General features: G+C 52.8%; 21 protein-coding genes and 1 pseudogene. 13 read left to right on the top strand and 9 right to left on the bottom strand.

Going from position 1 to position 20,269, the window contains the following annotated elements; all coding sequences use genetic code 11:
- Positions 1-96: 96 nt before the first annotated feature.
- Positions 97-1,986 carry a CocE/NonD family hydrolase gene (locus KIH39_RS13980; RefSeq protein ID WP_246539300.1) on the top strand — a complete coding sequence of 630 codons (1,890 nt, stop codon included), beginning with the start codon at positions 97-99 and terminating at the stop codon, positions 1,984-1,986.
- 169 nt (positions 1,987-2,155) lie between these two features.
- Here KIH39_RS13980 and KIH39_RS13975 read toward each other — a convergent pair whose 3' ends face one another.
- From KIH39_RS13975 to KIH39_RS13965, 3 genes are all read right to left on the bottom strand, one after another.
- Positions 2,156-3,070, bottom strand: coding sequence for a zinc ribbon domain-containing protein (locus tag KIH39_RS13975; RefSeq protein WP_213493858.1), 915 nt, complete (start codon positions 3,068-3,070; stop codon positions 2,156-2,158).
- 181 nt (positions 3,071-3,251) lie between these two features.
- Positions 3,252-4,079 carry a phosphoenolpyruvate hydrolase family protein gene (locus tag KIH39_RS13970; RefSeq protein WP_213493857.1) on the bottom strand — a complete coding sequence of 276 codons (828 nt, stop codon included), beginning with the start codon at positions 4,077-4,079 and terminating at the stop codon, positions 3,252-3,254.
- A gap of 48 nt (positions 4,080-4,127) precedes the next feature.
- Entirely contained in the window at positions 4,128-4,451 is a 324-nt protein-coding gene (locus tag KIH39_RS13965; protein ID WP_213493856.1) for a hypothetical protein, read from the bottom strand.
- Between the two features lie 75 nt (positions 4,452-4,526).
- On the opposite strand from KIH39_RS13965, the gene KIH39_RS13960 reads away from it, so the two are divergent.
- From KIH39_RS13960 to KIH39_RS13945, 4 genes are read left to right on the top strand one after another with little or no spacing between them, the layout of a single operon-like run.
- Positions 4,527-5,744: a Tm-1-like ATP-binding domain-containing protein gene (locus KIH39_RS13960; protein WP_213493855.1), complete on the top strand. Its 1,218-nt coding sequence runs from the start codon at positions 4,527-4,529 to the stop codon at positions 5,742-5,744.
- Positions 5,745-5,752: 8 nt separating this feature from the next.
- The gene (locus tag KIH39_RS13955; RefSeq protein ID WP_213493854.1) at positions 5,753-6,502 is read left to right on the top strand and encodes an MlaE family ABC transporter permease; all 750 of its coding nucleotides are present in this window, start codon (positions 5,753-5,755) and stop codon (positions 6,500-6,502) included.
- Between the two features lie 5 nt (positions 6,503-6,507).
- Positions 6,508-8,199: a gamma-glutamyltransferase gene (gene ggt, locus KIH39_RS13950; RefSeq protein WP_213493853.1), complete on the top strand. Its 1,692-nt coding sequence runs from the start codon at positions 6,508-6,510 to the stop codon at positions 8,197-8,199.
- Between the two features lie 56 nt (positions 8,200-8,255).
- Positions 8,256-8,513 carry a hypothetical protein gene (locus KIH39_RS13945; protein ID WP_213493852.1) on the top strand — a complete coding sequence of 86 codons (258 nt, stop codon included), beginning with the start codon at positions 8,256-8,258 and terminating at the stop codon, positions 8,511-8,513.
- A gap of 15 nt (positions 8,514-8,528) precedes the next feature.
- Here KIH39_RS13945 and KIH39_RS13940 read toward each other — a convergent pair whose 3' ends face one another.
- A complete protein-coding gene (locus tag KIH39_RS13940) occupies positions 8,529-9,605 on the bottom strand; it encodes an AI-2E family transporter (protein ID WP_213493851.1) in 1,077 nt (358 codons plus the stop codon).
- A gap of 112 nt (positions 9,606-9,717) precedes the next feature.
- Here KIH39_RS13940 and rplU point away from each other — a divergent pair, with 112 nt between their 5' ends.
- From rplU to KIH39_RS13925, 3 genes are all read left to right on the top strand, one after another.
- Positions 9,718-10,026, top strand: a complete 309-nt coding sequence (gene rplU, locus KIH39_RS13935; protein WP_213493850.1) for a 50S ribosomal protein L21 — start codon at positions 9,718-9,720, stop codon at positions 10,024-10,026.
- Positions 10,027-10,159: 133 nt separating this feature from the next.
- Positions 10,160-11,482, top strand: coding sequence for a hypothetical protein (locus KIH39_RS13930; protein ID WP_213493849.1), 1,323 nt, complete (start codon positions 10,160-10,162; stop codon positions 11,480-11,482).
- A 75-nt stretch (positions 11,483-11,557) separates the two neighbouring features.
- On the top strand, positions 11,558-12,580 hold the full coding sequence (locus tag KIH39_RS13925; RefSeq protein ID WP_246539299.1) for a 3-oxoacyl-ACP synthase III family protein: 1,023 nt from the start codon (positions 11,558-11,560) through the stop codon (positions 12,578-12,580).
- Between the two features lie 5 nt (positions 12,581-12,585).
- On the opposite strand, the gene selD is transcribed toward KIH39_RS13925, so the two are convergent.
- From selD to KIH39_RS13905, 4 genes and pseudogenes are all read right to left on the bottom strand, one after another.
- Positions 12,586-13,644 carry a selenide, water dikinase SelD gene (selD, locus tag KIH39_RS13920; protein ID WP_213493848.1) on the bottom strand — a complete coding sequence of 353 codons (1,059 nt, stop codon included), beginning with the start codon at positions 13,642-13,644 and terminating at the stop codon, positions 12,586-12,588.
- Between the two features lie 10 nt (positions 13,645-13,654).
- Positions 13,655-13,849, bottom strand: a pseudogene (locus KIH39_RS13915) (Rdx family protein); the annotation flags it as partial.
- A gap of 122 nt (positions 13,850-13,971) precedes the next feature.
- Positions 13,972-14,682, bottom strand: a complete 711-nt coding sequence (locus tag KIH39_RS13910; protein WP_213493846.1) for an anti-sigma factor family protein — start codon at positions 14,680-14,682, stop codon at positions 13,972-13,974.
- Between the two features lies 1 nt (position 14,683).
- Positions 14,684-15,217 carry an RNA polymerase sigma factor gene (locus tag KIH39_RS13905; protein ID WP_246539298.1) on the bottom strand — a complete coding sequence of 178 codons (534 nt, stop codon included), beginning with the start codon at positions 15,215-15,217 and terminating at the stop codon, positions 14,684-14,686.
- 238 nt (positions 15,218-15,455) lie between these two features.
- Here KIH39_RS13905 and KIH39_RS13900 point away from each other — a divergent pair, with 238 nt between their 5' ends.
- Together KIH39_RS13900 and KIH39_RS26835 are read left to right on the top strand one after the other, a co-directional pair.
- The gene (locus KIH39_RS13900) at positions 15,456-15,692 is read left to right on the top strand and encodes a hypothetical protein (RefSeq protein ID WP_213493845.1); all 237 of its coding nucleotides are present in this window, start codon (positions 15,456-15,458) and stop codon (positions 15,690-15,692) included.
- A 54-nt stretch (positions 15,693-15,746) separates the two neighbouring features.
- Entirely contained in the window at positions 15,747-15,872 is a 126-nt protein-coding gene (locus KIH39_RS26835; RefSeq protein WP_261352895.1) for a hypothetical protein, read from the top strand.
- A 192-nt stretch (positions 15,873-16,064) separates the two neighbouring features.
- Here KIH39_RS26835 and KIH39_RS13895 read toward each other — a convergent pair whose 3' ends face one another.
- Positions 16,065-17,150, bottom strand: coding sequence for a prenyltransferase/squalene oxidase repeat-containing protein (locus KIH39_RS13895; RefSeq protein ID WP_213493844.1), 1,086 nt, complete (start codon positions 17,148-17,150; stop codon positions 16,065-16,067).
- 100 nt (positions 17,151-17,250) lie between these two features.
- On the opposite strand from KIH39_RS13895, the gene rimO reads away from it, so the two are divergent.
- Genes rimO through KIH39_RS13880 form a run of 3 tightly spaced genes read left to right on the top strand, consistent with a single transcriptional unit; the run spans position 17,251 to position 20,250 of the window.
- Positions 17,251-18,618, top strand: a complete 1,368-nt coding sequence (gene rimO / locus KIH39_RS13890; protein WP_213493843.1) for a 30S ribosomal protein S12 methylthiotransferase RimO — start codon at positions 17,251-17,253, stop codon at positions 18,616-18,618.
- A 6-nt stretch (positions 18,619-18,624) separates the two neighbouring features.
- On the top strand, positions 18,625-19,182 hold the full coding sequence (gene pgsA / locus KIH39_RS13885; protein ID WP_213493842.1) for a CDP-diacylglycerol--glycerol-3-phosphate 3-phosphatidyltransferase: 558 nt from the start codon (positions 18,625-18,627) through the stop codon (positions 19,180-19,182).
- A 12-nt stretch (positions 19,183-19,194) separates the two neighbouring features.
- Complete coding sequence (locus tag KIH39_RS13880; RefSeq protein WP_213493841.1) at positions 19,195-20,250, top strand: Gfo/Idh/MocA family protein; 1,056 nt, start codon at positions 19,195-19,197, stop codon at positions 20,248-20,250.
- Positions 20,251-20,269 lie beyond the last annotated feature (19 nt).

Genomic DNA, 20,269 nt, shown 5'->3' with positions numbered 1-20,269 from the left:
GCCTAACCTTCAGAATCTGTGAGATCAGTAGATTGGATTCTCCTCTGAAATATTTACAATCTCAACACCTCTTCGATTTTTTCCCGCGAGGCATCCATGAAGCGATTTTTATTATTGATTCTTTTGCTGGGTCTGCTTCCCGCCGCCTCATTTGCACAAATGCGGCCGTCGGCAACGATTTCCGATGAGGAAAGACTCAATCGGGAGTTCTTCCTCTCCCATTACACCAAGTACGAATTTCGCATACCCATGCGAGACGGCAAAAAGCTCTTCACGGCGGTCTATGCTCCGAAGGATATCTCCAAAACTTATCCGATGCTCCTGATGCGAACGCCCTACAGCGTTGGGCCTTACGGGGTGGATCAGCTGACGCCGCCGCGCGTTCCGGCCGGCTTCCTGAAAGAAGGTTACATCTTCGTGGCTCAGGATGTCCGCGGTCGCTGGATGTCGGAGGGGGAGTTCGTCAACATGCGGCCCTACATTGTGGACAAAAAGGGGCAGCAGTTTGACGAAACTTCGGATACCTACGATACGATCGATTGGCTGGTCAAGAATGTGCCGAATAACAACGGTAAAGTAGGCCAATGGGGGATTTCCTACCCCGGGTTCTATACCGTCTGCGGCATGATCGATGCTCATCCCGCGCTGAAAGCCTCTTCGCCGCAGGCTCCGGTCACCGACTGGTTCGTGGGCGATGATTTTCACCACAATGGAGCTTTGTTTTTGCCGCATTGCTTCAACTTCCTGTCCAATTTCGGCAAGCCGCGCCCCGAGCCGACCAAAAAATATGGGTATCTGCCGTTCGATCATGGTACGCCGGACGGCTACGATTTCTTCCTCAAGATGGGGCCGTTATACAACGCCGATGCGAATTACATGAAAGGGCAGGTGGCGTTCTGGAATGAAATGATGATTCATGGCACTTACGACGAGTTCTGGAAATCTCGAAATATCCGCCAGCATACCAAAAACATCAAACCGGCCGTGATGACGGTCGGCGGCTGGTACGATGCGGAAAATCTTTTCGGGGCTATCCATACCTTCCGCCAGGTGGAAAAGACCGCGACGGCTCCCAATACTCTCGTGATGGGGCCGTGGGTGCACGGCGGTTGGTCGCGCGGCGATGGGGACTCGCTGGGACCCGTTCGCTTTAACGCCAAAACGGGAGTCTACTTCCAGGAAAAAGTGCAATTACCCTTCTTCGAATATCACCTTAAGGGCAAGGGAGATTGGAAGGCACCCAAGGCCATCGTTTTTGAAACCGGCACCAATCAGTGGCGTAATCTCGACTCGTGGCCGCCCAAGGAAGCCAAGGAAACCGTGCTATACCTAGGTGAATCTGCCGGGTTGAGTACGGAAAAGCCGGTCGCCGCAGGATTCGACGAATTTGTCAGCGACCCAGCCAAACCGGTTCCCTACATCGAAAAGACGTCAGTGGGGATGGAAAAAGAATATATGATCGCCGATCAGCGGTTTGCCTCTCGCCGGACGGATGTGCTGACGTATCAAACGGATGTATTTGATAAGGATTATGTGATCGCTGGACCCATTGAAGTGAAATTATTTGTTTCGACGACGGGCAGCGACGCCGACTGGGTGGTGAAGATCATCGATGTATATCCCGAGGATTACCCCGATCTCGATCCGAATCCGCGAGAGATCCGCATGGGCGGCTATCAGCAGTTGATTCGGGGGGATGTCTTCCGGGGCAAGTTCCGCAACAGTTACGAAAAGCCGGAGCCTTTCGAACCGGGCAAGATGTCAGAAGTTCGCATTTCCCTCGCGGATATCTATCACTCGATTCGGCCAGGCCATCGGCTGATGATTCAGGTGCAAAGTAGCTGGTTCCCGCTGGTGGATCGCAATCCACAGGTCTTCTGCGATATCTACAGCGCCAAGGAAGGGGACTTCAAGAAGCAGACGCATCGGGTCTATCACGGAGCGGAAGGGGCTTCGCAAATTAAGATGACTGTACTGCCGAGATAGGGGGTAGTAGGAGAGAGCGTCCAGCTAATTGCCGGACGCTCTCGAATAGCGAACTTGTAGCAATCACTTCTATTGTCTCCTGTTAAATCTACTTTATTCGATTGTTAGGGAAACTTGCAACAAAAAGGCGATGGCTATCTTCACAACGGGCCTGCACTTCCAGAGCACGCTACCTTCGCTTATCCATGTAGGCCGAAATGCGTTGTGATTTTAACAGAACTATCCCAATAGCAGTCGGTAGCGTGATGCCAATCAGGGTGATAAGTATCCTTAAAAGGAGTATTCCAGTCCCCTCAGCCTGAAGCGCGTCGAAGTTATTCGCCAGGATGAAGATTGCCAAAAGAAGCGTCAAAACCACTGAGAGCAACAACAAACCCGCCAAGAGGTATCTGGCCCAGTTCATCTTGAAAAATATGCAAGTTATAAGGCTGGCAGTGAACGTGAAAGCGATGTAGCTGATATTCATCGCTGTGGCGAGTTCTTCTTGTTTGGGATTTTTAGGGACATTTTTAGTATTGTTAAAAAACTGTCGTTGAAATTGAGCATCTTGTTCGCGAAGCATCTCTCGATTACGCTTGCTCATTTCGGACGCTTCCGTAATCATTCTCTTCTCTTTTGGAGAGAGATTAGGATTTTCTAGAAGTTTACTCACGTCCATATTGTCTTCTTTTTGGGCGAACATCGCTGTGACTTCCCGCCGCATATCATTTGGCACTGGGTTCGTAGCTGCCGCTGGCTTTTTTTCTAGCTCGGATGAGGACATATTTTTCCAGGTCCGAACCATGTTGAACATTTGAGAACCCAACAGGATGCAACTGAAAATGATCAGCATCCGCAATCCGCGACGGGCTTCGAGTTCGGCAGATTCCGAACGTCGGCGCTTCCCGGACTTCTTTTTTCTGGAAACGGCCGGAGTTTCCTCGTCGTCCAAGACTTCAACTTCGTCAAAGTCTTCTTCCAAACTGACTTCAGGGTGTGGCACGGTGATTTTGTTTTGACACCCTGGGCATTTAGTCGAAAGCCCGGCTCTGGAATCGTCCACCCGAAATACCTTGTCGCAGTGTGGGCAAGAAAAGCGAATCACTTCCGTTCTCCAGGAGTTTAGGCGGGGCAGGTTTTCACTGAATCAGACTCAGTTCTAAACCGGGCTTAATATTAAAATAATTTTATTTTCAATCGGAATGAGACGCAAGATTACTTGAGGAGGATTCTTAAAAATCTAGACGTGAGGGGCGTTAAATCGATCCGGGAATGAGCAAATTGGATCATGCCAGCTTCAGCTTTTTGAACTCTTCCACGCAGCCTTGGATGGCCCGTTCCGTCGGAAGCCGCTCGATACTGGAGGCACCGAAGAAGCCCACGATACGCGGGCACTTCTGCAAAATGTAAGCGGCATCTTCCGGTTCCGAAATCGGCCCACCGTGACATAAGACGAGAATCTCAGGATTAATCGCCCGGGCCGAGGCTTCCATTTTCTGGATCCGGTCCGCCGCTTCATCCAGTGTCATCGCGGTTTTGGCACCAATCGAGCCTTTAGTGGTCAGACCCATGTGTGGTATCAACACATCGGCACCGGCTCGAGTCATTTCCTCAGCTTCTCGTTCATTGAAAATGTAAGGACAAGTAAGGAGGTCCATTTGCCGGGCGATACGGATCATTTCCACTTCTTTGTCGTAACCCATGTCGGTCTCTTCGAGGTTCTGCCGAAACAGACCATCAATCAGACCAACGGTCGGGAAGTTCTGTACGCCGCTAAAACCGGCCGACTTAATATCCCTTAGGAAATACTCCATGATCCGGAAGGGATCGGTGCCGCACACCCCGGCCAGCACCGGGGTTTTCCGAGCCACCGGCAGGACTTCCCGGGCCATGTCCAAGACGATCTGATTGGCATCGCCATAGGGCATCATGCCGCTCAGGCTGCCCCGACCGGCCATGCGGTAGCGACCCGAGTTGTAAATAATCAGTAAATCGATGCCGCCCTGTTCGGCGCACTTAGCGGTAATACCCGTACCGGCCCCGCCGCCGATGATCGGTTTACCCGCGCGGATTTGAGCGTGCAGACGCTCTAAACATTGTTGACGTATCGACATAATGGGAAATTGTAGTTGGGCCGGGCGTCTTCGACAGGTTCAAGCGAACTAAACTGTGTGAGTTGGAGGAGGGGGAATCGGAATTTCCGAAACCGAGGTGTAAGCTGTCTTTTTGAGGCTATGGGACGAAATAGTGGACTTTCGGCGACGAAAAGCTTCAGAAAGCAGTTCCCCGAAAACGAGAAAAACAAATCCGATCGCGGCCAGAGTAACCGGGGCTCTCCAGAGAATCTCGGCGGCTTCTTCGGGAGGATTAGTGGTGTGGCTGGTCATGACCGTATACAGGATTCTACCGTAAATACAGCCAATAGCCGCAAGGGCCGCGACAACTAGCACCGACCGTTTAATCAGGCGTAGTACAAACAATTTCATGACTGCGTTAACTCCTGGTCGTAAAAGTAAATGTAGCACGAATCGGCGCTCCTGCCGAGAAAATAGAGGGAATAAATGGGGACTAAAACGGTCCTGTTAATAGGCACTCTGGATACAAAAGGCGCGGAGATCGAATATCTCCGAGATCTCCTGTCTTCCCAGTCGTTACAAGTCGCCATCATGGACTGTGGCGTGCTGGGAGAATCCGCAAAATTCGCAAAAATTACGAGTCAGGAAATCTTCGCCGCCGCCGGTACAACTCTCGATTTGGTCCGTCGTCGGAATGATCGAGGGGAAGCGATTGATCTGGCCGCACGCGGGGCCGTGAAAGTGGCGACGGGGTTGGCCAGCCGAGGTCAGATTCAGGGTGTCCTCGGTATTGGAGGCTCCGCCGGCTCCACGATTGCGTCGGCGGTCATGCGGGCCTTGCCGTACGGTCTACCCAAGATACTGGTTTCGACACTCGCCAGTGGACAGGTGGGCCATTACGTCGGTGTGCGCGATATCTGCATGATGTATTCCGTGGTCGATTTCTGCGGTCTCAATCGCTTCAGTCGAACGATCCTGGCTAACGCCGCTCACGCCATGGCCGGAATGCTCAATTCGGAGCTGCCTCAGGCTCATACCGACCGTGCGATGATTGCCTCAAGTATGTTCGGTGTTACCACCCCGTGCGTCGAGCAGGCGCGGAACCATTTCGATTCGGAGAATTTTGAAACGCTGGTTTTCCATGCCACAGGTTCCGGTGGCCGGACCATGGAAGCGATGATTCGCGATCGCCTCTTCGCGGGAGTACTCGACATCACTACTACCGAATTGGCCGATGAATTGGTCGGTGGGGTGCTATCGGCGGGAAAAGATCGGCTCACGGCAGCTGCCATTGAGGGCATCCCACAGGTGATTTCGGTCGGGGCTCTGGATATGGTGAATTTCGGTCCGATGGAATCGGTGCCGGAGAAATTTTCCAAGCGAAAATTTTATCACCATAACGCTTCGGTAACTCTGATGCGGACAAATCCCGAAGAAAATGACCGGTTGGGTAAAGAAATCGCAGAAAAAGCCTGTGCTTCACGCGGCCCGACCGTCATTATGCTTCCGTTGCGCGGCGTCTCGGCTATTGACAAGAGAGACGGCCCATTCTGGTGGCCCGAGGCCGATGAAGCCTTGTTCCAGAGTATTCGGAACTGGGTCTATTCCGACGTGCCGGTAATCGAACTCGATCTGCATATCAACGACCCCGCGTTTGGAGACGAAGCGGCGAAAACTCTACTGCGATTGATGCGCAAAAAGTAAAAACTCTTATGCTCTCTTTCTTCGAACTGATCGGCGGATTGGCTCACTTTGCCGGGCAGGCTTTCCCTGCAGCTTTAGGAGCAATCCGCCATCCCTCCGTAGTGCTCCGGCAGTTGTACAACGTCCTGATCGGAGCTCTCCCCCTCGGGCTGGTTGCCGGTGTTACTCTGGGGGCCGTGGTCTGGATGCACACGCATTCGATCTTGCAGCGTACGGGAGCAGCCGATTATCTCCCCACCGTGCTTGCGGCGGCAGTCCTCCTGGAACTCGCCCCGATTGGGGCTGGGCTGATCGTGGCGGCTCGCACCGGGGCCAACCTCGCCGCGGAACTGGGATCCATGAAAATCGGCGAGCAGATCGACGCTTTGGAGATGCTAGGCGAATCACCGATCCGAAAATTGGTCGGCCCACGCATTCTCGCCTGTATGCTGGCACTGCCCTTACTGGAAATTCTCATCGGGGCCGTCGCTTTGTTGAGCGGTTTCGTCGCTGAAAATGTGATCGGAAATACCAGTTGGCTGAAATATCAATCGGCTTGTTTAAAGGAACTTTTTGCTTACGACGTCATCCCGGCGTGCCTGAAAACGATCGTTTTTGGATTTCTCATCGGGGTTTCAGGATGCTATTTCGGCCTGAAAACCTCGGGGGGAACCGAAGGTGTCGGCCGATCCGCCACATCCGGGGTGGTTGCCGCTTGCTTATTCGTACTCGCTTCGGATATTCTCTTGGTGGGAATTATCCGGATACTTTTCGGTTAGCGAATATGCGATTAGCCACTTTCATTTTCTTGGTTTGCGTTTCTTTTTCACATGCTCAGGAACGAGTAGTTCCCAAAGCGGGGCAGGCCGGGCGTTCGGTCACCTACGCGCCCCACGGCATCGTGGCTACCAGTCATCCCCTGGCGGCAGAAATCGGTTTGGACATTCTCAAGCAGGGTGGAAATGCGATGGATGCCGCCATCGCCTGTAACGCGGCGATGGGTTTGATGGAACCGATGAGCAATGGCCTGGGAGGCGATCTGTACGCCATCGTCTGGGAAGCCAAAACTCAGAAGCTTTACGGCCTGAATGCCAGCGGGCGGGCTCCTCTGAAAGCCACTCGCGAATTCTTTGCTTCCAAGGGCCTTAAGGCCATACCCGAAAGTGGTCCGCTGAGTTGGAACGTTCCCGGTTGTGTCGATGGCTGGTTTACCCTGCACGGTAAGTTCGGTTCTGTACCGATGGCGAAGATCCTGCAGCCGAGCATCGATTACGCGGAAAAAGGCTACCCTGTTCCAGAGGTCATTGGACGATACTATCAAGCGAGCCGACGGTACGCCCGCGATGAAGATTTTGCCAAGATCTATATGCCCAACGGCAAGTTACCCGCTACCGGGACTTTGTTCAAAAATCCGGCTCTGGGCCGCGCGTTTCGATTACTGGCGGAGAAGGGTCGGGACGGCTATTACAACGGACCGATTGCCGAAAGTTTGATTGCCTTGTCGGATCGCAAAGGGGGCCTGTTTCAGAAGGCCGACTTCGAGAAGACTCGTGCCAGCTGGGTGGAACCCGTTTCCACCAATTATCGAGGCTACGATGTGTGGGAAATTCCCCCGCCGGGCCAGGGGATTGCCACGTTGCAGATGTTGAACACCCTGGAAAAGTACGATTTGAAGAAAATGGGGCCTAACTCGGCCGATTACTGGCATCTGTTGATCGAATCCAAGAAACTGGCGTTCGCGGATCGGGCCAAATATTACACCGACCCGGACTTTGAAAAAGTGCCCGTGAAAGAGTTGATCTCGAAGGAGTATGCGGCCAGTCGCAACAAGCTGATCTCGATGGATAAAGCGATGACTGATGTGGCCGCCGGAGATGCCAAGATTGGCAAAGCCGACACCATTTTTCTGACCGTGGTCGATAAAGATCGTAACTGTGTTTCATTGATTCAAAGCAATTACATGGGCTTCGGCTCCGGCTTATTCTGCTCCGATTTTGGTTTCTCCATTCAGAATCGCGGAACGCTGTTCTCGCTCGATCCGAATCATGCCAATAAACTGGAACCGGGCAAGCGACCCTTCCATACGATCATTCCCGCCCTGGTAACCAAAAACAACAAGCCTGTATTTTGCTTCGGGGTCATGGGCGGTGATATGCAACCGCAGGGTCATGTGGAAGTGCTGGTGAATATCATCGATTTCGGGATGAATGTCCAAGCCGCGGGTGAGTCACCCCGTATCGAACATGTTGGGTCAGCCACTCCTACGGGCAAACCGGGGGACGCGAATGGAGGAACCTGCCAGGTGGAAGTGGGGATACCGGATGAGGTAGTTGCCGAACTGACCCGGCGCGGCCACAAAATCAATCGAGTGAAAACGAATAGTGGAGGTTATCAGGGCATTTGGATCGACTGGGAGAACGACATTCTCCAAGGCGCTTCAGAATCCCGCAAAGATGGAGCGGCTGTAGGGTACTAACATTCCTGGCGGCGAGTCGGCTACGTGCCCACTTTCCGCCCAATACCAGTGTATTTATGCATATAAAGTGTCCCAAGTGCAAAATACGGATCGATGGAGTTAAAGCAGGGAGCCGAATCACCTGCACCAATTGTCAGGAACCTTTACGTGTTCCCTCCTCGCGTAAAAAAACCAAGACCTTCGAGCAACGGCTCAAAAAGATCTACGATTCCCTGGAAAAATCTCAGCACTACGATCGCATTATGATCGGCCTGACCTGCGTGGCGGCCTTCATCCTGGTTTTTCTGCTGTTAGATAAATTCGTCAAGAAATAATCGCCTCCCGGCCGGTCATTCGTCCGAAAGTAGCATCCCTAAAGATCGAGTTGCGGAAATATTTCGAAGGATGATTAGGAGCATGGCCGTCAGAGGTACTGCCAGCAACATACCCATAAAGCCCCAGCAAGTTCCCCAGAAAGCCAGTGCCAGAAGAAGCAGTAGCGGGCTCATGCCCACGGCTTTACCGAGAATCATTGGCTCTACAAACAAAGCACAGACCAGATGGATGCAGATTAAGCAACCTGCCACGGCCCACGGCTGCCAACTCCCCTCGAGTGTTAATAGTGCAAAGATGATCGGCAGGCCGCAGCCGACTCCGGTGCCGATATACGGGATAAAATTACCCAGAAAATTCACTAGCGCGAAAAACGTCGCCAATTTCACGTTGAAGAACATCAGGACCAGCCAGATGGGCGCCGCCAGCACAGCACTGGAAAGCACTTTACCCCCGAAATAATCCGACATCGCTTTGTTGATCGAACGAATTGTCCCGGCAATCTGGTCCTGGAGGGCGCCTGGAAATGCGCGTTCCAGGCGTTTGGGAAAGCGACCGGCTTCCAGCAGCATGAAAGTGAGATACAGGCCGACGATCAAGCCGCTCGAAATCATACTGGCAGTCACGGATGCTAATTGATTGATTTGGCTTTTCAGGAAGAGGGTGCCATCGCCATCTTCTTCAAAGAAATGCTTCAGGTACTTGGCGGTATTGGAGTCCTCGGCCAGCGAGTGTATGAGATTTTTCCATTTGGTCTCCAGGACGCCGAACAAATTGGACATTTCCTGTTTCAAATCGAGAATGCTTGCTGAAAATACCGTTCCGAGCAAGATCAGCAGAACTAAACTGCCGACAACCATTAGAATCATCGCCGGGATGCGACCGGTAAGCTTTCGCAATTTGCCGTATACGGGCAGGATGACATATCCGAGTAGAACTGCAAGAAAAAAGGGTTTAAGTACCGATTCCAAGGCATTCAAAAGGTACCAGAGCCCGGACAAAATCACTACCCACAATGCAATAGTCCAGAGCGTTTTGAGATTATCGCTCTTCTCGGCCGGGGGCTCGCCAATTTCGTCCAGGGGATAGCTCATTGATGCACTCAAATTCCATTAAAAACAATCTGGTGACAGATCCTAGCCAAATTATTTCCCGGACGCTACACTAATAGACTCGAATAAAAGTGAAAAGCTTCGGAGCTGGAATATGTACGCTGTGTTTGAAGATGGCTCTCGTCAGTACCGAGTCAGCGAAGGCGATGTCGTTCGAATCGATTATCGGGAAGCGGAAATTGGTTCCACGGTCGAACTGAATAGCGTAGTGCTCGCCGGGCAAGGCGCCAGCATCAAAATCGGCCAACCTTATCTGGCCGGGGCCAAGGTCGTCGCCGAAGTCTTGGGCGAACATTCGGACAAGCTTCAGATTCAGCATTTCCGACGCCGCAAAAACTATCGCCGTTTGCGTGGTCACACCCAAACACATCTCGATGTGAAGATCAAGAGCATCGTGGTCTGATCGATTTCGAACTTCCGCCTTTATTGAATGATTCACCGGTCTTCGGGCCGGTGCAGGATCGCCCAAATTGCCCTTCCCATCTTTCGCTAAACCTGCTCCAATGGTGGAAAAGCATCATGGAGGAGGCTGAGCAATGTCCCATCGAAATTTATTCGTCGCCCTGTTCGTACTGGCTATCCTGGGATGCAGCTATAGCTTTTTAGTCGCTCAGACTCCGCCAAATCGACTCCCCGAAACAATTCTTCAGGAGGGATCGAAAGACACACCGGCCATTCGACCGATCGGCAACACTGCTTCCGTGCCCACTCCAGGAATTTCCGCAGCACCGAGTCGGCGTGTACCGGCCGTGTTCGATCGCTTTCGATCTCCCGACAGCAGCTCTGAATCTACCTGGATGAGTGTGAAAGCGGCTCGTCTCGGAATGGACTGGCTGTTTCGCATGCAGCAACCCAACGGCTTGTTCATCACGGGTTACAACCCGGCTTTGAATCAACCGACCGATGGTGATCAACTGACGCGACAAGCAATTGCCGCCTGCGCCTTGGCTCATGCGGCCCGCTCAACGGGGGAAAATCGCTACACGGCCCGGGCCGCTCAAGCGATTTTAACTTTACTTTCGGAAACTACGCTCAATGACGCGGGCATTCGAACGCCTAACACTTCGGCAAACATGCCGAGCAAATTGGCCTTCACCGGGATGCTGCTTCGAGCGATCTGCCTCCTTCCCGAACCAGCCGAGGATATGATTGCCAAAGCGGAAGAATTGGCGCAATATCTCAAATCGCTGCTACAAGCCGATGGTTCCTTTAAAGAAGAGCCAGGCGATAATCTAACGACGGCGGGGATGGCAGTCTACGGCCTGGTTGCCAGTCAGAAACTGAAGCCCGCCGATTGGAAGTTACAGGCACTGCGCAGCACGGGGACGTACTATCGCACGGTCTTCCGCAGCAACCCTTCCCCGGCGCAAATCGGCTGGATGGGCCCCGCATACGCCGAAGCATTCCAATTGGCTCGGGAAACACCATTCGCCGAGTTTGTATTTGAGATGAACGATTGGCTTTGCGCTTTGCAATTCACCCAAACGGAATCGAAATATCTGATTTATCGAGGAGGTTTTCGCTGGGGCTTTGACGTAAAACACCTGGAGCCTATCCCTACTCTCGACTCTGCTCAGGCCGTGCTCAGCCTGTCCGAAGCCTACAAATGTATGGGAATGCTGCAAAAACCGGATGCCGCCCGGTTGGACAAGTACAAGCAGGCCTTGATGCGCGGCTGCGGTTTTCTCGAAAGATTGCAATATTCCGAAGATCGCACTTCTCATTTCGTTCCGACATTGCGGGCGTACCTGATCGGAGCTTTCTTCAATAATCCGACTGACGGGAATATCCGGATCGATCAGACCTCCATGGCCTGCATGGCCCTTACTCAATTCCTGGCCAGTGGAGCGGAGCGGTAAACGGCACTCGCGTAAGTTCATATAATCTCAAAACGCTTATTTGCGTTTGGAACTTCGTCGAGATTTTTTAACTGTATGGACTCTGAAAAGAAACCGACACACCGCCCCCGCTGCCGTCAACTGATGGGGGTTCGGGTTATCTCGACGGGCAGTTACGTGCCTTCAACGGTTCTCGACAACAATCATCTGCACGCCATGCTCGGTTTCGATTCCGACTGGATCGTCAAGCGGACCGGCATTCTGGAGCGTCGGCACGCCGCCCCCCACGAAGCGACCAGCGATTTATGCATCGAAGCGGCCAACCGGTGTTTGAAAAAGGCCGGCGTGGAAGCTAAGGACATCGATCTGCTGGTTCTGGGAACATTTACCCCGGATATGTCTTTTCCTTCAACCGCATCGATTATTCAGGATCGATTGGGACTGGTTTGCCCCGCCATCGAAGTGGAAGCGGCCTGCGCCGGATTCATGTACGCCCTAATCACCGCAGCCAGTTATATCGTCTCCGGGGCCAGCGATATGGCTCTGGTGATCGGCGGCGATACCAACTCGCGAATTCTCAACCCCAACGACATCAAGACTTTTCCACTATTCGGCGATGGTGCAGGGGCCGTGCTGCTTACCCGTGGTCGACCCGATCAGGGGATTTTGAGCTATAGCATGGGCTCCGATGGAGCGGGCGGAATGCTGCTGTGCCGGGAATCCGGGGGCAGCCGAATGCCTCCTAAGCCTGAGCATCTTGTGGAGGGAAAGCACTTTATGTACATGGATGGTCGGGCGGTTTTTCGCTGGGCCGTGGACATCCTGTGCGACACAATTCAGGATGTGCTGAACTACAGCAATTTGCAGCCTAACGACGTCGATCTGTACATTCCTCACCAGGCCAACATTCGCATAATCAATGCCTCGATCGACGTTCTGAAGATTCCCCGTTCGAAAGTTTTCAACAATCTCGATAAGTACGGGAACACTTCCGCCGGTTCAATTCCCCTGGCCTTGGACGAAGCCTTTACCGAGGGGCGGGTGAAAGACGGAAATCTCATCGTGATGAGCGGATTTGGGGCGGGGTTGGTCTGGGGCACAGCCCTGATGCGCTGGTGAGAATTTCAGAAGCGGAAGATTAAAGCCTTCTCCTGCTTCGGCTTCACTTCACCGATGATCGCACTAAACGTTGCCCCCATTTCCCGCAGTCGAGTCCGCAGCAGATCGGCCTTCTCCGGCGCAACACTAATCAACAATCCACCGGACGTCTGGGCATCCCAGAGGAATTCACTCAGAATCGGATCTTTTTCGCCTTCGAAGGCAATTTGCGATTCCACATACTCGAAATTGGTTTTACTTGCTCGAGTCTTAAACTGCGTCAACTTGTTTTCGAGTATGCCCGTAATGATGGGCAGCTTACGAACGTCAAAAGCGAGCGTGACCTGGGAGCCATCCGCCATCTCGAATCCATGACCGGCTAATCCGAACCCGGTGATGTCGGTCATAGAATGCACCCCGCCTACTGCCAAGGCGGCTTCTTTCCCCACCTTGTTCAACTGCGTCATGCTATCGCAGGCGGCCTTCAAGACTGCGGCGGGGCAGCTATCCTTTTTGGCCGCGGTGGTGACGAAGCCCGTTCCGAGGGGTTTGGTCAGTATCAATAGGTCTCCCGGTTTTGCGCCGGCGTTGGTGAGATATCTTTGGGGGTGTACAACCCCAGTCACTGAAAGCCCGAATTTGATTTCTGCATCCCGGACTGTATGACCGCCGATGATAAAGGCACCTGCTTCCCGGCAGCGTTCAGCGCCGCCCTGAAGAATTTGTCCCAGCCAGTCGAATTGTCCGAGTGTATTATCCGGGTAGCCGACAAGATTGAGAACGGTTTTAGGTTCCCCACCCATGGCGTAAACATCGCTCAAGGCGTTCGCGGCCGCAATCTGGCCGTAAATAAAGGGATCGTCCACAATCGGCGGAAAAAAATCGAGCGTTTGAACGAGGGCGATTTCATCGGTCAGTTGGTAGATTCCCGCATCGTCGTGGGTTTCCGTGCCGACCAAAACATTCGCGTTCGGCGGTTGAGGTATGAAGGAGAGGACTCGAGAGATATTCCCGGGCGCAATCTTGGCCGCGCACCCGGCGCAGGAAGCATAATCGGTCAAGCGGGGGGCTTTTGATTCTGTCATGATTGGCTCATCAGGATTTCAAGTGATTCTCGATCACCTTGAGAATATCCGGTTCGTTCGGAAACTTGCCCAGTTTCAGTTTGGAGTAAATCAGTTGATCGTCCAACTTGATTTCGAAGCAGCCACCTCCGGAGGGGATGAGCTTCAGTTCCTGGATTTTTTGTTTGAAGCGTTTCAGTATCTGGCTCGTCAAACTGACAGCCTGCGGCTCATAGTTTCAAACCGCGCAATATTTGAGTTCTAGGCGCAAGGGAATTCTCCAGTGTGCAAGGACGACACTGGAATTTTACGGGAATTGTCCGTGGCTAACAGATGGGAAAGCTCAGCTCAGATATCTTCGGGATGTTCGAGGAAGGCTTCGAGAGAGGGGCCGGTATAGAGGACTAAGTAACGTAAGTCCGCGCGGCTCTTGTCCCGAAGAATTCGGGAGTGGAGCAGGGGAGTACTGGGCGATAGTTTCATTAACTCCTGCAGGTTGGCCACTGAATCGGGAACGATCAAAACGTGCGCTGTCACGCTGAGTCGCTTGTTGAGCAAGACCATCGAAGGAATCGAGACTTGCGGTCGAATATCAAAAGAGCCTTGCGAGACAAAGAGCGTGGAATTGAAGGAGACTTCCGGGTTGAAGTCGTATTCCAGGCTATCCAACCAGGCTTGATAGCCTCGAGCGGGATCGAACTGTTCCACAACGGTTTCGATATCGCTCTTGGCCCGATTATCGCGCCACTTATAACCGACACCCACAGCGAGCATCAAGCTGGCCGCGACGGCCAGGATTTGAGTTACGCGTACCCGAATGTGCTTTCGGACGCCAACGCGCAGCTTAATTTTGAGTTTCTCGCGTGCCTGTTCGGGAACTTGAACGTCGTGCAGGAGTGTGTGCACGCGTTTTTCGAATCGATTCTGTTCTTCGAAGTAACGCTGGCACTGCGCGCAGGACGTTCGGTGGTCTTCCAGTTGGCTGAGCTGGGTATGATCCAGTTCCTGACCGCGATAGCCGCCGAGATCAGACCAGAGTCGGAATTGTTCGCATCTCATGTTAATCCGCTTTCGGAGGCATCACTTTTTGAGTGTCGTCCCCTTCAAGTCTGTTTTTCAAAAAGCATTTGGCTCGGGACAGCCGGGACATGACCGTGCCGATGGGAACTTCCAACTGCTCGGAAATTTCCCGATAGCTGAACTCCTCGAAAAAGTATAGCACAACCGGAGTTCGGTAAATTTCCGGTAATTCGTCGAGTGCCTTCTGCAACTCTTCCGACGTGAATTCCAGATTTTGCTTCAACTCCGCGCTGGGAATCTCGCCGAGATTGTCGAGCGTTTGCACATTCTTACGGGCTTGGCTGCGAACTCTTTGCAAATATTCGTTGCGGAGAATTCGAAACAGCCAGGTGCGCACTTTGGCGACATCCACCAACTGGCTCAAGTTCTGTTGGGCCTTACAGAAAGTGTCCTGAGTAATATCCTCGGCGTCGGCAGCACTCCCACATAGTCGATAAGCGAATCGGTACAGGGAATCGTAATGAGCATCAACCAGGGCGTTAATGTTGACCGTAGGTGTTAACCAACTCATCATGAGCGATACCTGACTAATTAGATGCCCTGCGGGATCATTTTATTCCTGAGTCGAAACAAATTCCGAAAGATTCTTCGAAAAAATCTTTTTGCCATTTCCGTTCCCGGGGTGCGGTTATAAAAATTTTTCGAGTAATGAAATTTTGCCGGGAATAAATTCCTACCGATTGGCATCTTGTGTGTTGAGTGCAGTTCCACTGAGATGGACTGCGGGCATTCCAAATATCTGGAGAGTGACTGTGAAAAAGATTTTTGCATTGATGGTTGCAGTGGCATTCGGTTTCGGCGCTATTGGCTGCGATGACAAGGCCAAGACGACCACACCTTCCAAGGGAAGTGTCCCCTCGATGCCCCCGGGCATGACCAAGGGCGGCGATAAGAAGGAAGATCCCAAGAAGGAAGAAATGAAGAAAGACGAGCCGAAGAAGGACGAACCCAAGAAGGATGAGCCGAAGAAGGACGAACCCAAGAATTAATTAGGGTCTTTTTAACCTCAAGAATTTACAACCCTGTTGAAAGGATTTTTTTCGATGAAGAAGATTTTCGCATTGATGGTTGCTGTGGCTTTCGGTTTGGGCGCTATGGGCTGCGATGACAAGAAGACAGAACCCACCAAGAAGCCCGCCGATACCAAACCTGAAACCAAGAAGATGTAATTTCCTTAGAGATCGGGAGGAAATTACTCCCGATCTCTTAAGCCAGACGGTATTCCCTTCATGCGTTCACTTCTGCTTCTAGCTTTACTTTCAATATCCGGATGCGGCTTCGGCGGCGAACGAGGAAAGAACAAAGGAAAAGACGTACCCGTTGAAGTGCCTATTCCCTCGGAAGCGCCCGCAAAGAAATAGTTACTTGTCCTCGCCGCGTTGATAGATCGGCAAATAGCGAAACTCCACCGTTAAACTCAAGACGGCCATGGCCGTGCAGTAGTTCGGCCCAAACAGATTATCGTCGGCCGCCAGGCTATACCAACCCCCGTTATTTCTCTGCGGCAAATGCTTCAACAGAAGCTGATGAAGTCCGCTTCGATGCAGTTCCCAGTAGTTTTCCCCCAGCTGAAACATCGCTTGGGTCGTGTAGTAAGTGCCGTAGAAAAAGTGCACCCGATTGGGTACCAGTTGGTTATCGCGCCGCAAGAGAAAATTCCCGGCCTGAATCGCCTCCTTGGATCGATGATATTCTTTGCCGCTCAGTTCCAGAGAAAGTATCGCCGTCCCCGTGCAGGCAATCGTCACCTGATTGTGCGGCTGATAGCGGTAGCCTCCTGTCTGCGGATCCTGACAACGGCGAATATATTCGATTGCTTCTTCGATCACTTCACCCGGCACATCGCAGCCGATATTTTTGGCCGCTCTTAACGCCATCAACTGCCAACCGGTTACGCTCAGATCGCTGTCGGTGCCGTTGACCATGTATCGCCAGCCGCCCCGTTCCGGGCCATTCTGCTTCCTTTGCCCCTGCAGAATGATCTTCACCCCTTTTTCCACCGCCTGTCGTAGTTGTTTCGATCGCGTGTCATCGGGCAACATCCCCACGCATTCCGCCAGAGTTAATGTGCAGATGCCGTGGCAGTACATTTCGAAATTGTTTTTCTGACCGTTCGGGAAGGTGAATAAACCCGATTTTTGCTGACAGGCGAGAATATAGTCGATCCCTTTTTCCACGGTTTGAGCGTACTTGCCTTCCCCGGGCACATGGCCTGCGGATAGAAACGCCATCGTGCAAAGTGCCGTGATCGACGGATCTCGGGATTGGTTGCCCGCCATCCAGGAGCCATTGATCATTTGGCTGGATCGCAAGAATTCCAAGCCGCGCGCCACAGCGATCTCGAACTCTTCCGGATCGGCCGCCCGATCCGTCGTTGGAATTGCCAGCAGCATCAGCAAAGAAAAATAAATTCGTACCACGGAACCACCCACCAGCGGAATTCGCATCGGACCAGTGCCTATTATAAATGGCTGAGTTCGCCTACGAAATCCGAATTCTTTTTCATATGATAAAGAGTTGGTGATTATAACGATCTGAGCGTGTTTAATGAGTGTTTCTCTGCCTACTACCGAAAAGTCTTTTGCTTTCGTTTCGCTGGGTTGCCCCAAAAATCTCGTCGACAGCGAGCGCATGCTGGGAAAACTCGCCCAGGATGGCTATGCTCTGCAGCCAGATGCGAATGGGGCGAGCGTTGTTGTGATCAACACTTGCGGCTTCATCGAATCAGCCCGTCAGGAATCACTAAGTGTCATCCGCGAGATGCTTGATCTCAAGAAGCAGGGGAAAGTCGGCTCGGTGGTGGTTGCCGGGTGCCTCGCTGAGCGGCAGAAGGATATGCTTCTGCAAGAAGTTCCGGAGGTCGATCAGATCGTCGGCGTCTTCGGCCGGGAAGAGATCGTTCAAGCGGTCGATCGTGCCGTAGAGCACCAACAGGAACAGCGGGCCTGGTTCAAACCGGCCCCTGTCCGAGCACTGAATGACACGGCCCGGCTTCGCATCACTCCCCGCCATTACGCTTACCTGAAAATCTCCGAAGGGTGCGATCGGCTTTGCACATTCTGTGCGATTCCCAAGATGCGGGGTAAGCACGCTACCAAACCGATGGAGGAAGTTCTGGCGGAAGCCCGCGAACTGGCGGCGGATGGGGTGCGGGAACTGCTGATCGTCGCCCAGGATAGTACCTATTACGGCATGGATCTCTACGGCGAAGTGCGATTCGCGCAGTTATTGCGGGAATTAAACAAAGTCGACGGTCTTGAGTGGATCCGTGTGCTCTACGCCTATCCCGAGCATATCACCAGCGAATTGCTGAAGACACTTTCGAGTTCGGAAAAAGTGATTCCTTATATCGACATGCCGTTGCAGCACATCAACGACCGAGTTTTAAAACGGATGCAGCGCCGGGTAAATCGAGCTTCCACCGAAAAGCTGATCGGTCAGCTGCGCAAAGAAATTCCCTTACTGAACTTTCGGACCACCTTCATCGTCGGTTTCCCCGGCGAAACCGAGGCGGAATTTGAAGAGCTCAGAAATTTCGTAAAGGATATGGCTTTCGAACGGGCGGGCGTTTTCACCTATTCTTTCGAACCCGACACGCCCGCCGTCAAACTCGATGGGCATATGCCTGAAGAAGTGAAACAGGATCGCTACAATCGCCTGATGGAAACTCAGCAAGCTGTGGCTTTCGCGTGGAGCGAACGGCAGACCGGTCGGGAAATCGAAGTGATTATCGATGGGGCAGATCCCGAAGTTCCGAATCACTGGCTGGCTCGCAGCCATGCCGATGCGCCGGAGATTGATGGCATGGTTCGTGTGAAGGGCAAAAACCTTCGTTCCGGCGATATCGTCCAGGTGAAAGTCACGGCCGCGGATGGTTACGATCTGGCAGCACGGGCAGTGGGAACTCCCCGGTAAAAAACCATGGTTTCACCCCTCTGGAACGTTCCTAACCTACTCACTCTCAGTCGATTGCCGCTCTCGGCATTGATTTTTGTCGCCATTCAACTCGATTATTGGTGGTGGGCGTTAGGATTCTTTGTCGTGGCTTCGCTTACCGACTGGCTCGATGGCTGGTGGGCCCGACGTTACGATCAGGGTACGCCTTTTGGCCGGGCGGCCGATCCGCTGATCGACAAAGTCATGATTCTGGGAGGATTCGTTTTCCTGATGACCAAACCGGAAAGTCGACTATCGGCTTGGATGGTTGCCGCGATGCTCGCCCGGGAATTTTTGATCACCGGTTTGCGCGGCTACATGGAATCGTTAGGTGTGAAATTCGGTGCCGACTGGTTTGGTAAGCTGAAAATGTTCCTGCAGTGTATTTTATTCGGTTACCTGCTCTTCTTTCTGGGAATTGCCGGAAGCGATATCGAATTCCTGGTCGGCATTCAAATTGTCTTGATTTACGTTACGATCCTGGCCACCATTGGCAGTGGTGTTCAATATCTGGTCCGTTCCTGGCCGCATCTTCAGAAGTGATTAAGGGCCGTTATGTCCGCTTTGGGATTTGCGATTGTGGGCTGCGGGATGATTGCTCGTTTTCACGCCCGGGCGCTAGCTGAAATACCCGGCACCCGTTTGGCGGCTCTCGTCAGTCGGAATCCAGCTAACGCCGAGAAACTCCTACAAGAAACCGGCCTGTCTCCCTGCCCGATTTTCGCCGATATCAAGTCGATGCTGACCCGTACCGATGTTCATGCCGTCATCATCTGCACGGCCAGCGGCGCCCATCTGGAATCTGCAATCCTGGCCGCTGCAGCTGGCAAGCACGTTATCGTCGAGAAGCCACTGGAAATTACGCCGGAGCGTTGCGATCGCATCATCGACGCCTGCAGCAAAAACCGCGTGCTCCTCTGCACAATTTTCCCCTCGCGCTTCCATGATGCCAACATGGCTCTGAAGAATGCCGTGACGGCGGGGCGTTTCGGCCGACTCACACTGGGTGAAACAACTTGCAAATGGTGGCGTTCCCAAGCTTATTATGATGAGGGAGGCTGGAAAGGAACTCAGACACTCGATGGCGGCGGCGCCCTCATGAATCAGGCGATCCACAATGTCGATCTTCTGCTCTGGATGATGGGGGATGCGACTCACGTCTCCGGCTTCACGGCCACTCTGGCTCACGAACGCATTGAGGTCGAGGATACCGCCGTGGCCTGTCTGCGTTTTCGCAACGGAGCACTCGGGGTCATTCAGGCAGCGACTTCCGTTTATCCCGGTCTTCCCAAAACTATCGCGATCCATGGCAATCGGGGCAGTGCGGCGATCGAGCAGGAAGACATCCTCAGATGGGACTTCAACCCGCCCACTCCGGAAGATGATTTCATCAAAGCGAAATTTGCCGTGAAGTTGGGCGCATCGGGCGGTTCGGCCGATCCTAAAGCCATCTCGCATCAGGGGCATGCTCGCCAGTTAGCTGATTTCGTGCGGGCCATCGAAACAAACGGCAGACCCCAGGTAGATGGAGCCGAAGGGCGCAAGGCGGTCGCTTTGATCTGTTCCATCTATGAATCGATGCGAACAGGACGTGTCGTCGAAATGAAGTAGCGAGTTTCGAATATCCACG

The organism is Telmatocola sphagniphila, from assembly GCF_018398935.1.
GTDB lineage: Bacteria > Planctomycetota > Planctomycetia > Gemmatales > Gemmataceae > Telmatocola > Telmatocola sphagniphila.
This window is presented reverse-complemented; position numbering and strand designations above follow the sequence as displayed.

What these genes read in the sequence shown, in the direction of transcription:
- KIH39_RS13980 (WP_246539300.1), top strand. Translation starts at nt 97, where the DNA reads ATGAAGCGATTTTTATTATTGATTCTTTTGCTGGGTCTGCTTCCCGCC.
- KIH39_RS13970 (WP_213493857.1), bottom strand. Translation starts at nt 4,079, where the DNA reads ATGTCGATACGTCAACAATGTTTAGAGCGTCTGCACGCTCAAATCCGC.
- KIH39_RS13965 (WP_213493856.1), bottom strand. Translation starts at nt 4,451, where the DNA reads ATGAAATTGTTTGTACTACGCCTGATTAAACGGTCGGTGCTAGTTGTC.
- KIH39_RS13960 (WP_213493855.1), top strand. Translation starts at nt 4,527, where the DNA reads ATGGGGACTAAAACGGTCCTGTTAATAGGCACTCTGGATACAAAAGGC.
- KIH39_RS13955 (WP_213493854.1), top strand. Translation starts at nt 5,753, where the DNA reads ATGCTCTCTTTCTTCGAACTGATCGGCGGATTGGCTCACTTTGCCGGG.
- ggt (WP_213493853.1), top strand. Translation starts at nt 6,508, where the DNA reads ATGCGATTAGCCACTTTCATTTTCTTGGTTTGCGTTTCTTTTTCACAT.
- KIH39_RS13945 (WP_213493852.1), top strand. Translation starts at nt 8,256, where the DNA reads ATGCATATAAAGTGTCCCAAGTGCAAAATACGGATCGATGGAGTTAAA.
- KIH39_RS13940 (WP_213493851.1), bottom strand. Translation starts at nt 9,605, where the DNA reads ATGAGCTATCCCCTGGACGAAATTGGCGAGCCCCCGGCCGAGAAGAGC.
- rplU (WP_213493850.1), top strand. Translation starts at nt 9,718, where the DNA reads ATGTACGCTGTGTTTGAAGATGGCTCTCGTCAGTACCGAGTCAGCGAA.
- KIH39_RS13930 (WP_213493849.1), top strand. Translation starts at nt 10,160, where the DNA reads ATGTCCCATCGAAATTTATTCGTCGCCCTGTTCGTACTGGCTATCCTG.
- KIH39_RS13925 (WP_246539299.1), top strand. Translation starts at nt 11,558, where the DNA reads ATGGACTCTGAAAAGAAACCGACACACCGCCCCCGCTGCCGTCAACTG.
- selD (WP_213493848.1), bottom strand. Translation starts at nt 13,644, where the DNA reads ATGACAGAATCAAAAGCCCCCCGCTTGACCGATTATGCTTCCTGCGCC.
- KIH39_RS13910 (WP_213493846.1), bottom strand. Translation starts at nt 14,682, where the DNA reads ATGAGATGCGAACAATTCCGACTCTGGTCTGATCTCGGCGGCTATCGC.
- KIH39_RS13905 (WP_246539298.1), bottom strand. Translation starts at nt 15,217, where the DNA reads ATGATGAGTTGGTTAACACCTACGGTCAACATTAACGCCCTGGTTGAT.
- KIH39_RS26835 (WP_261352895.1), top strand. Translation starts at nt 15,747, where the DNA reads ATGAAGAAGATTTTCGCATTGATGGTTGCTGTGGCTTTCGGTTTGGGC.
- KIH39_RS13895 (WP_213493844.1), bottom strand. Translation starts at nt 17,150, where the DNA reads ATGCGAATTCCGCTGGTGGGTGGTTCCGTGGTACGAATTTATTTTTCT.
- rimO (WP_213493843.1), top strand. Translation starts at nt 17,251, where the DNA reads ATGAGTGTTTCTCTGCCTACTACCGAAAAGTCTTTTGCTTTCGTTTCG.
- pgsA (WP_213493842.1), top strand. Translation starts at nt 18,625, where the DNA reads ATGGTTTCACCCCTCTGGAACGTTCCTAACCTACTCACTCTCAGTCGA.
- KIH39_RS13880 (WP_213493841.1), top strand. Translation starts at nt 19,195, where the DNA reads ATGTCCGCTTTGGGATTTGCGATTGTGGGCTGCGGGATGATTGCTCGT.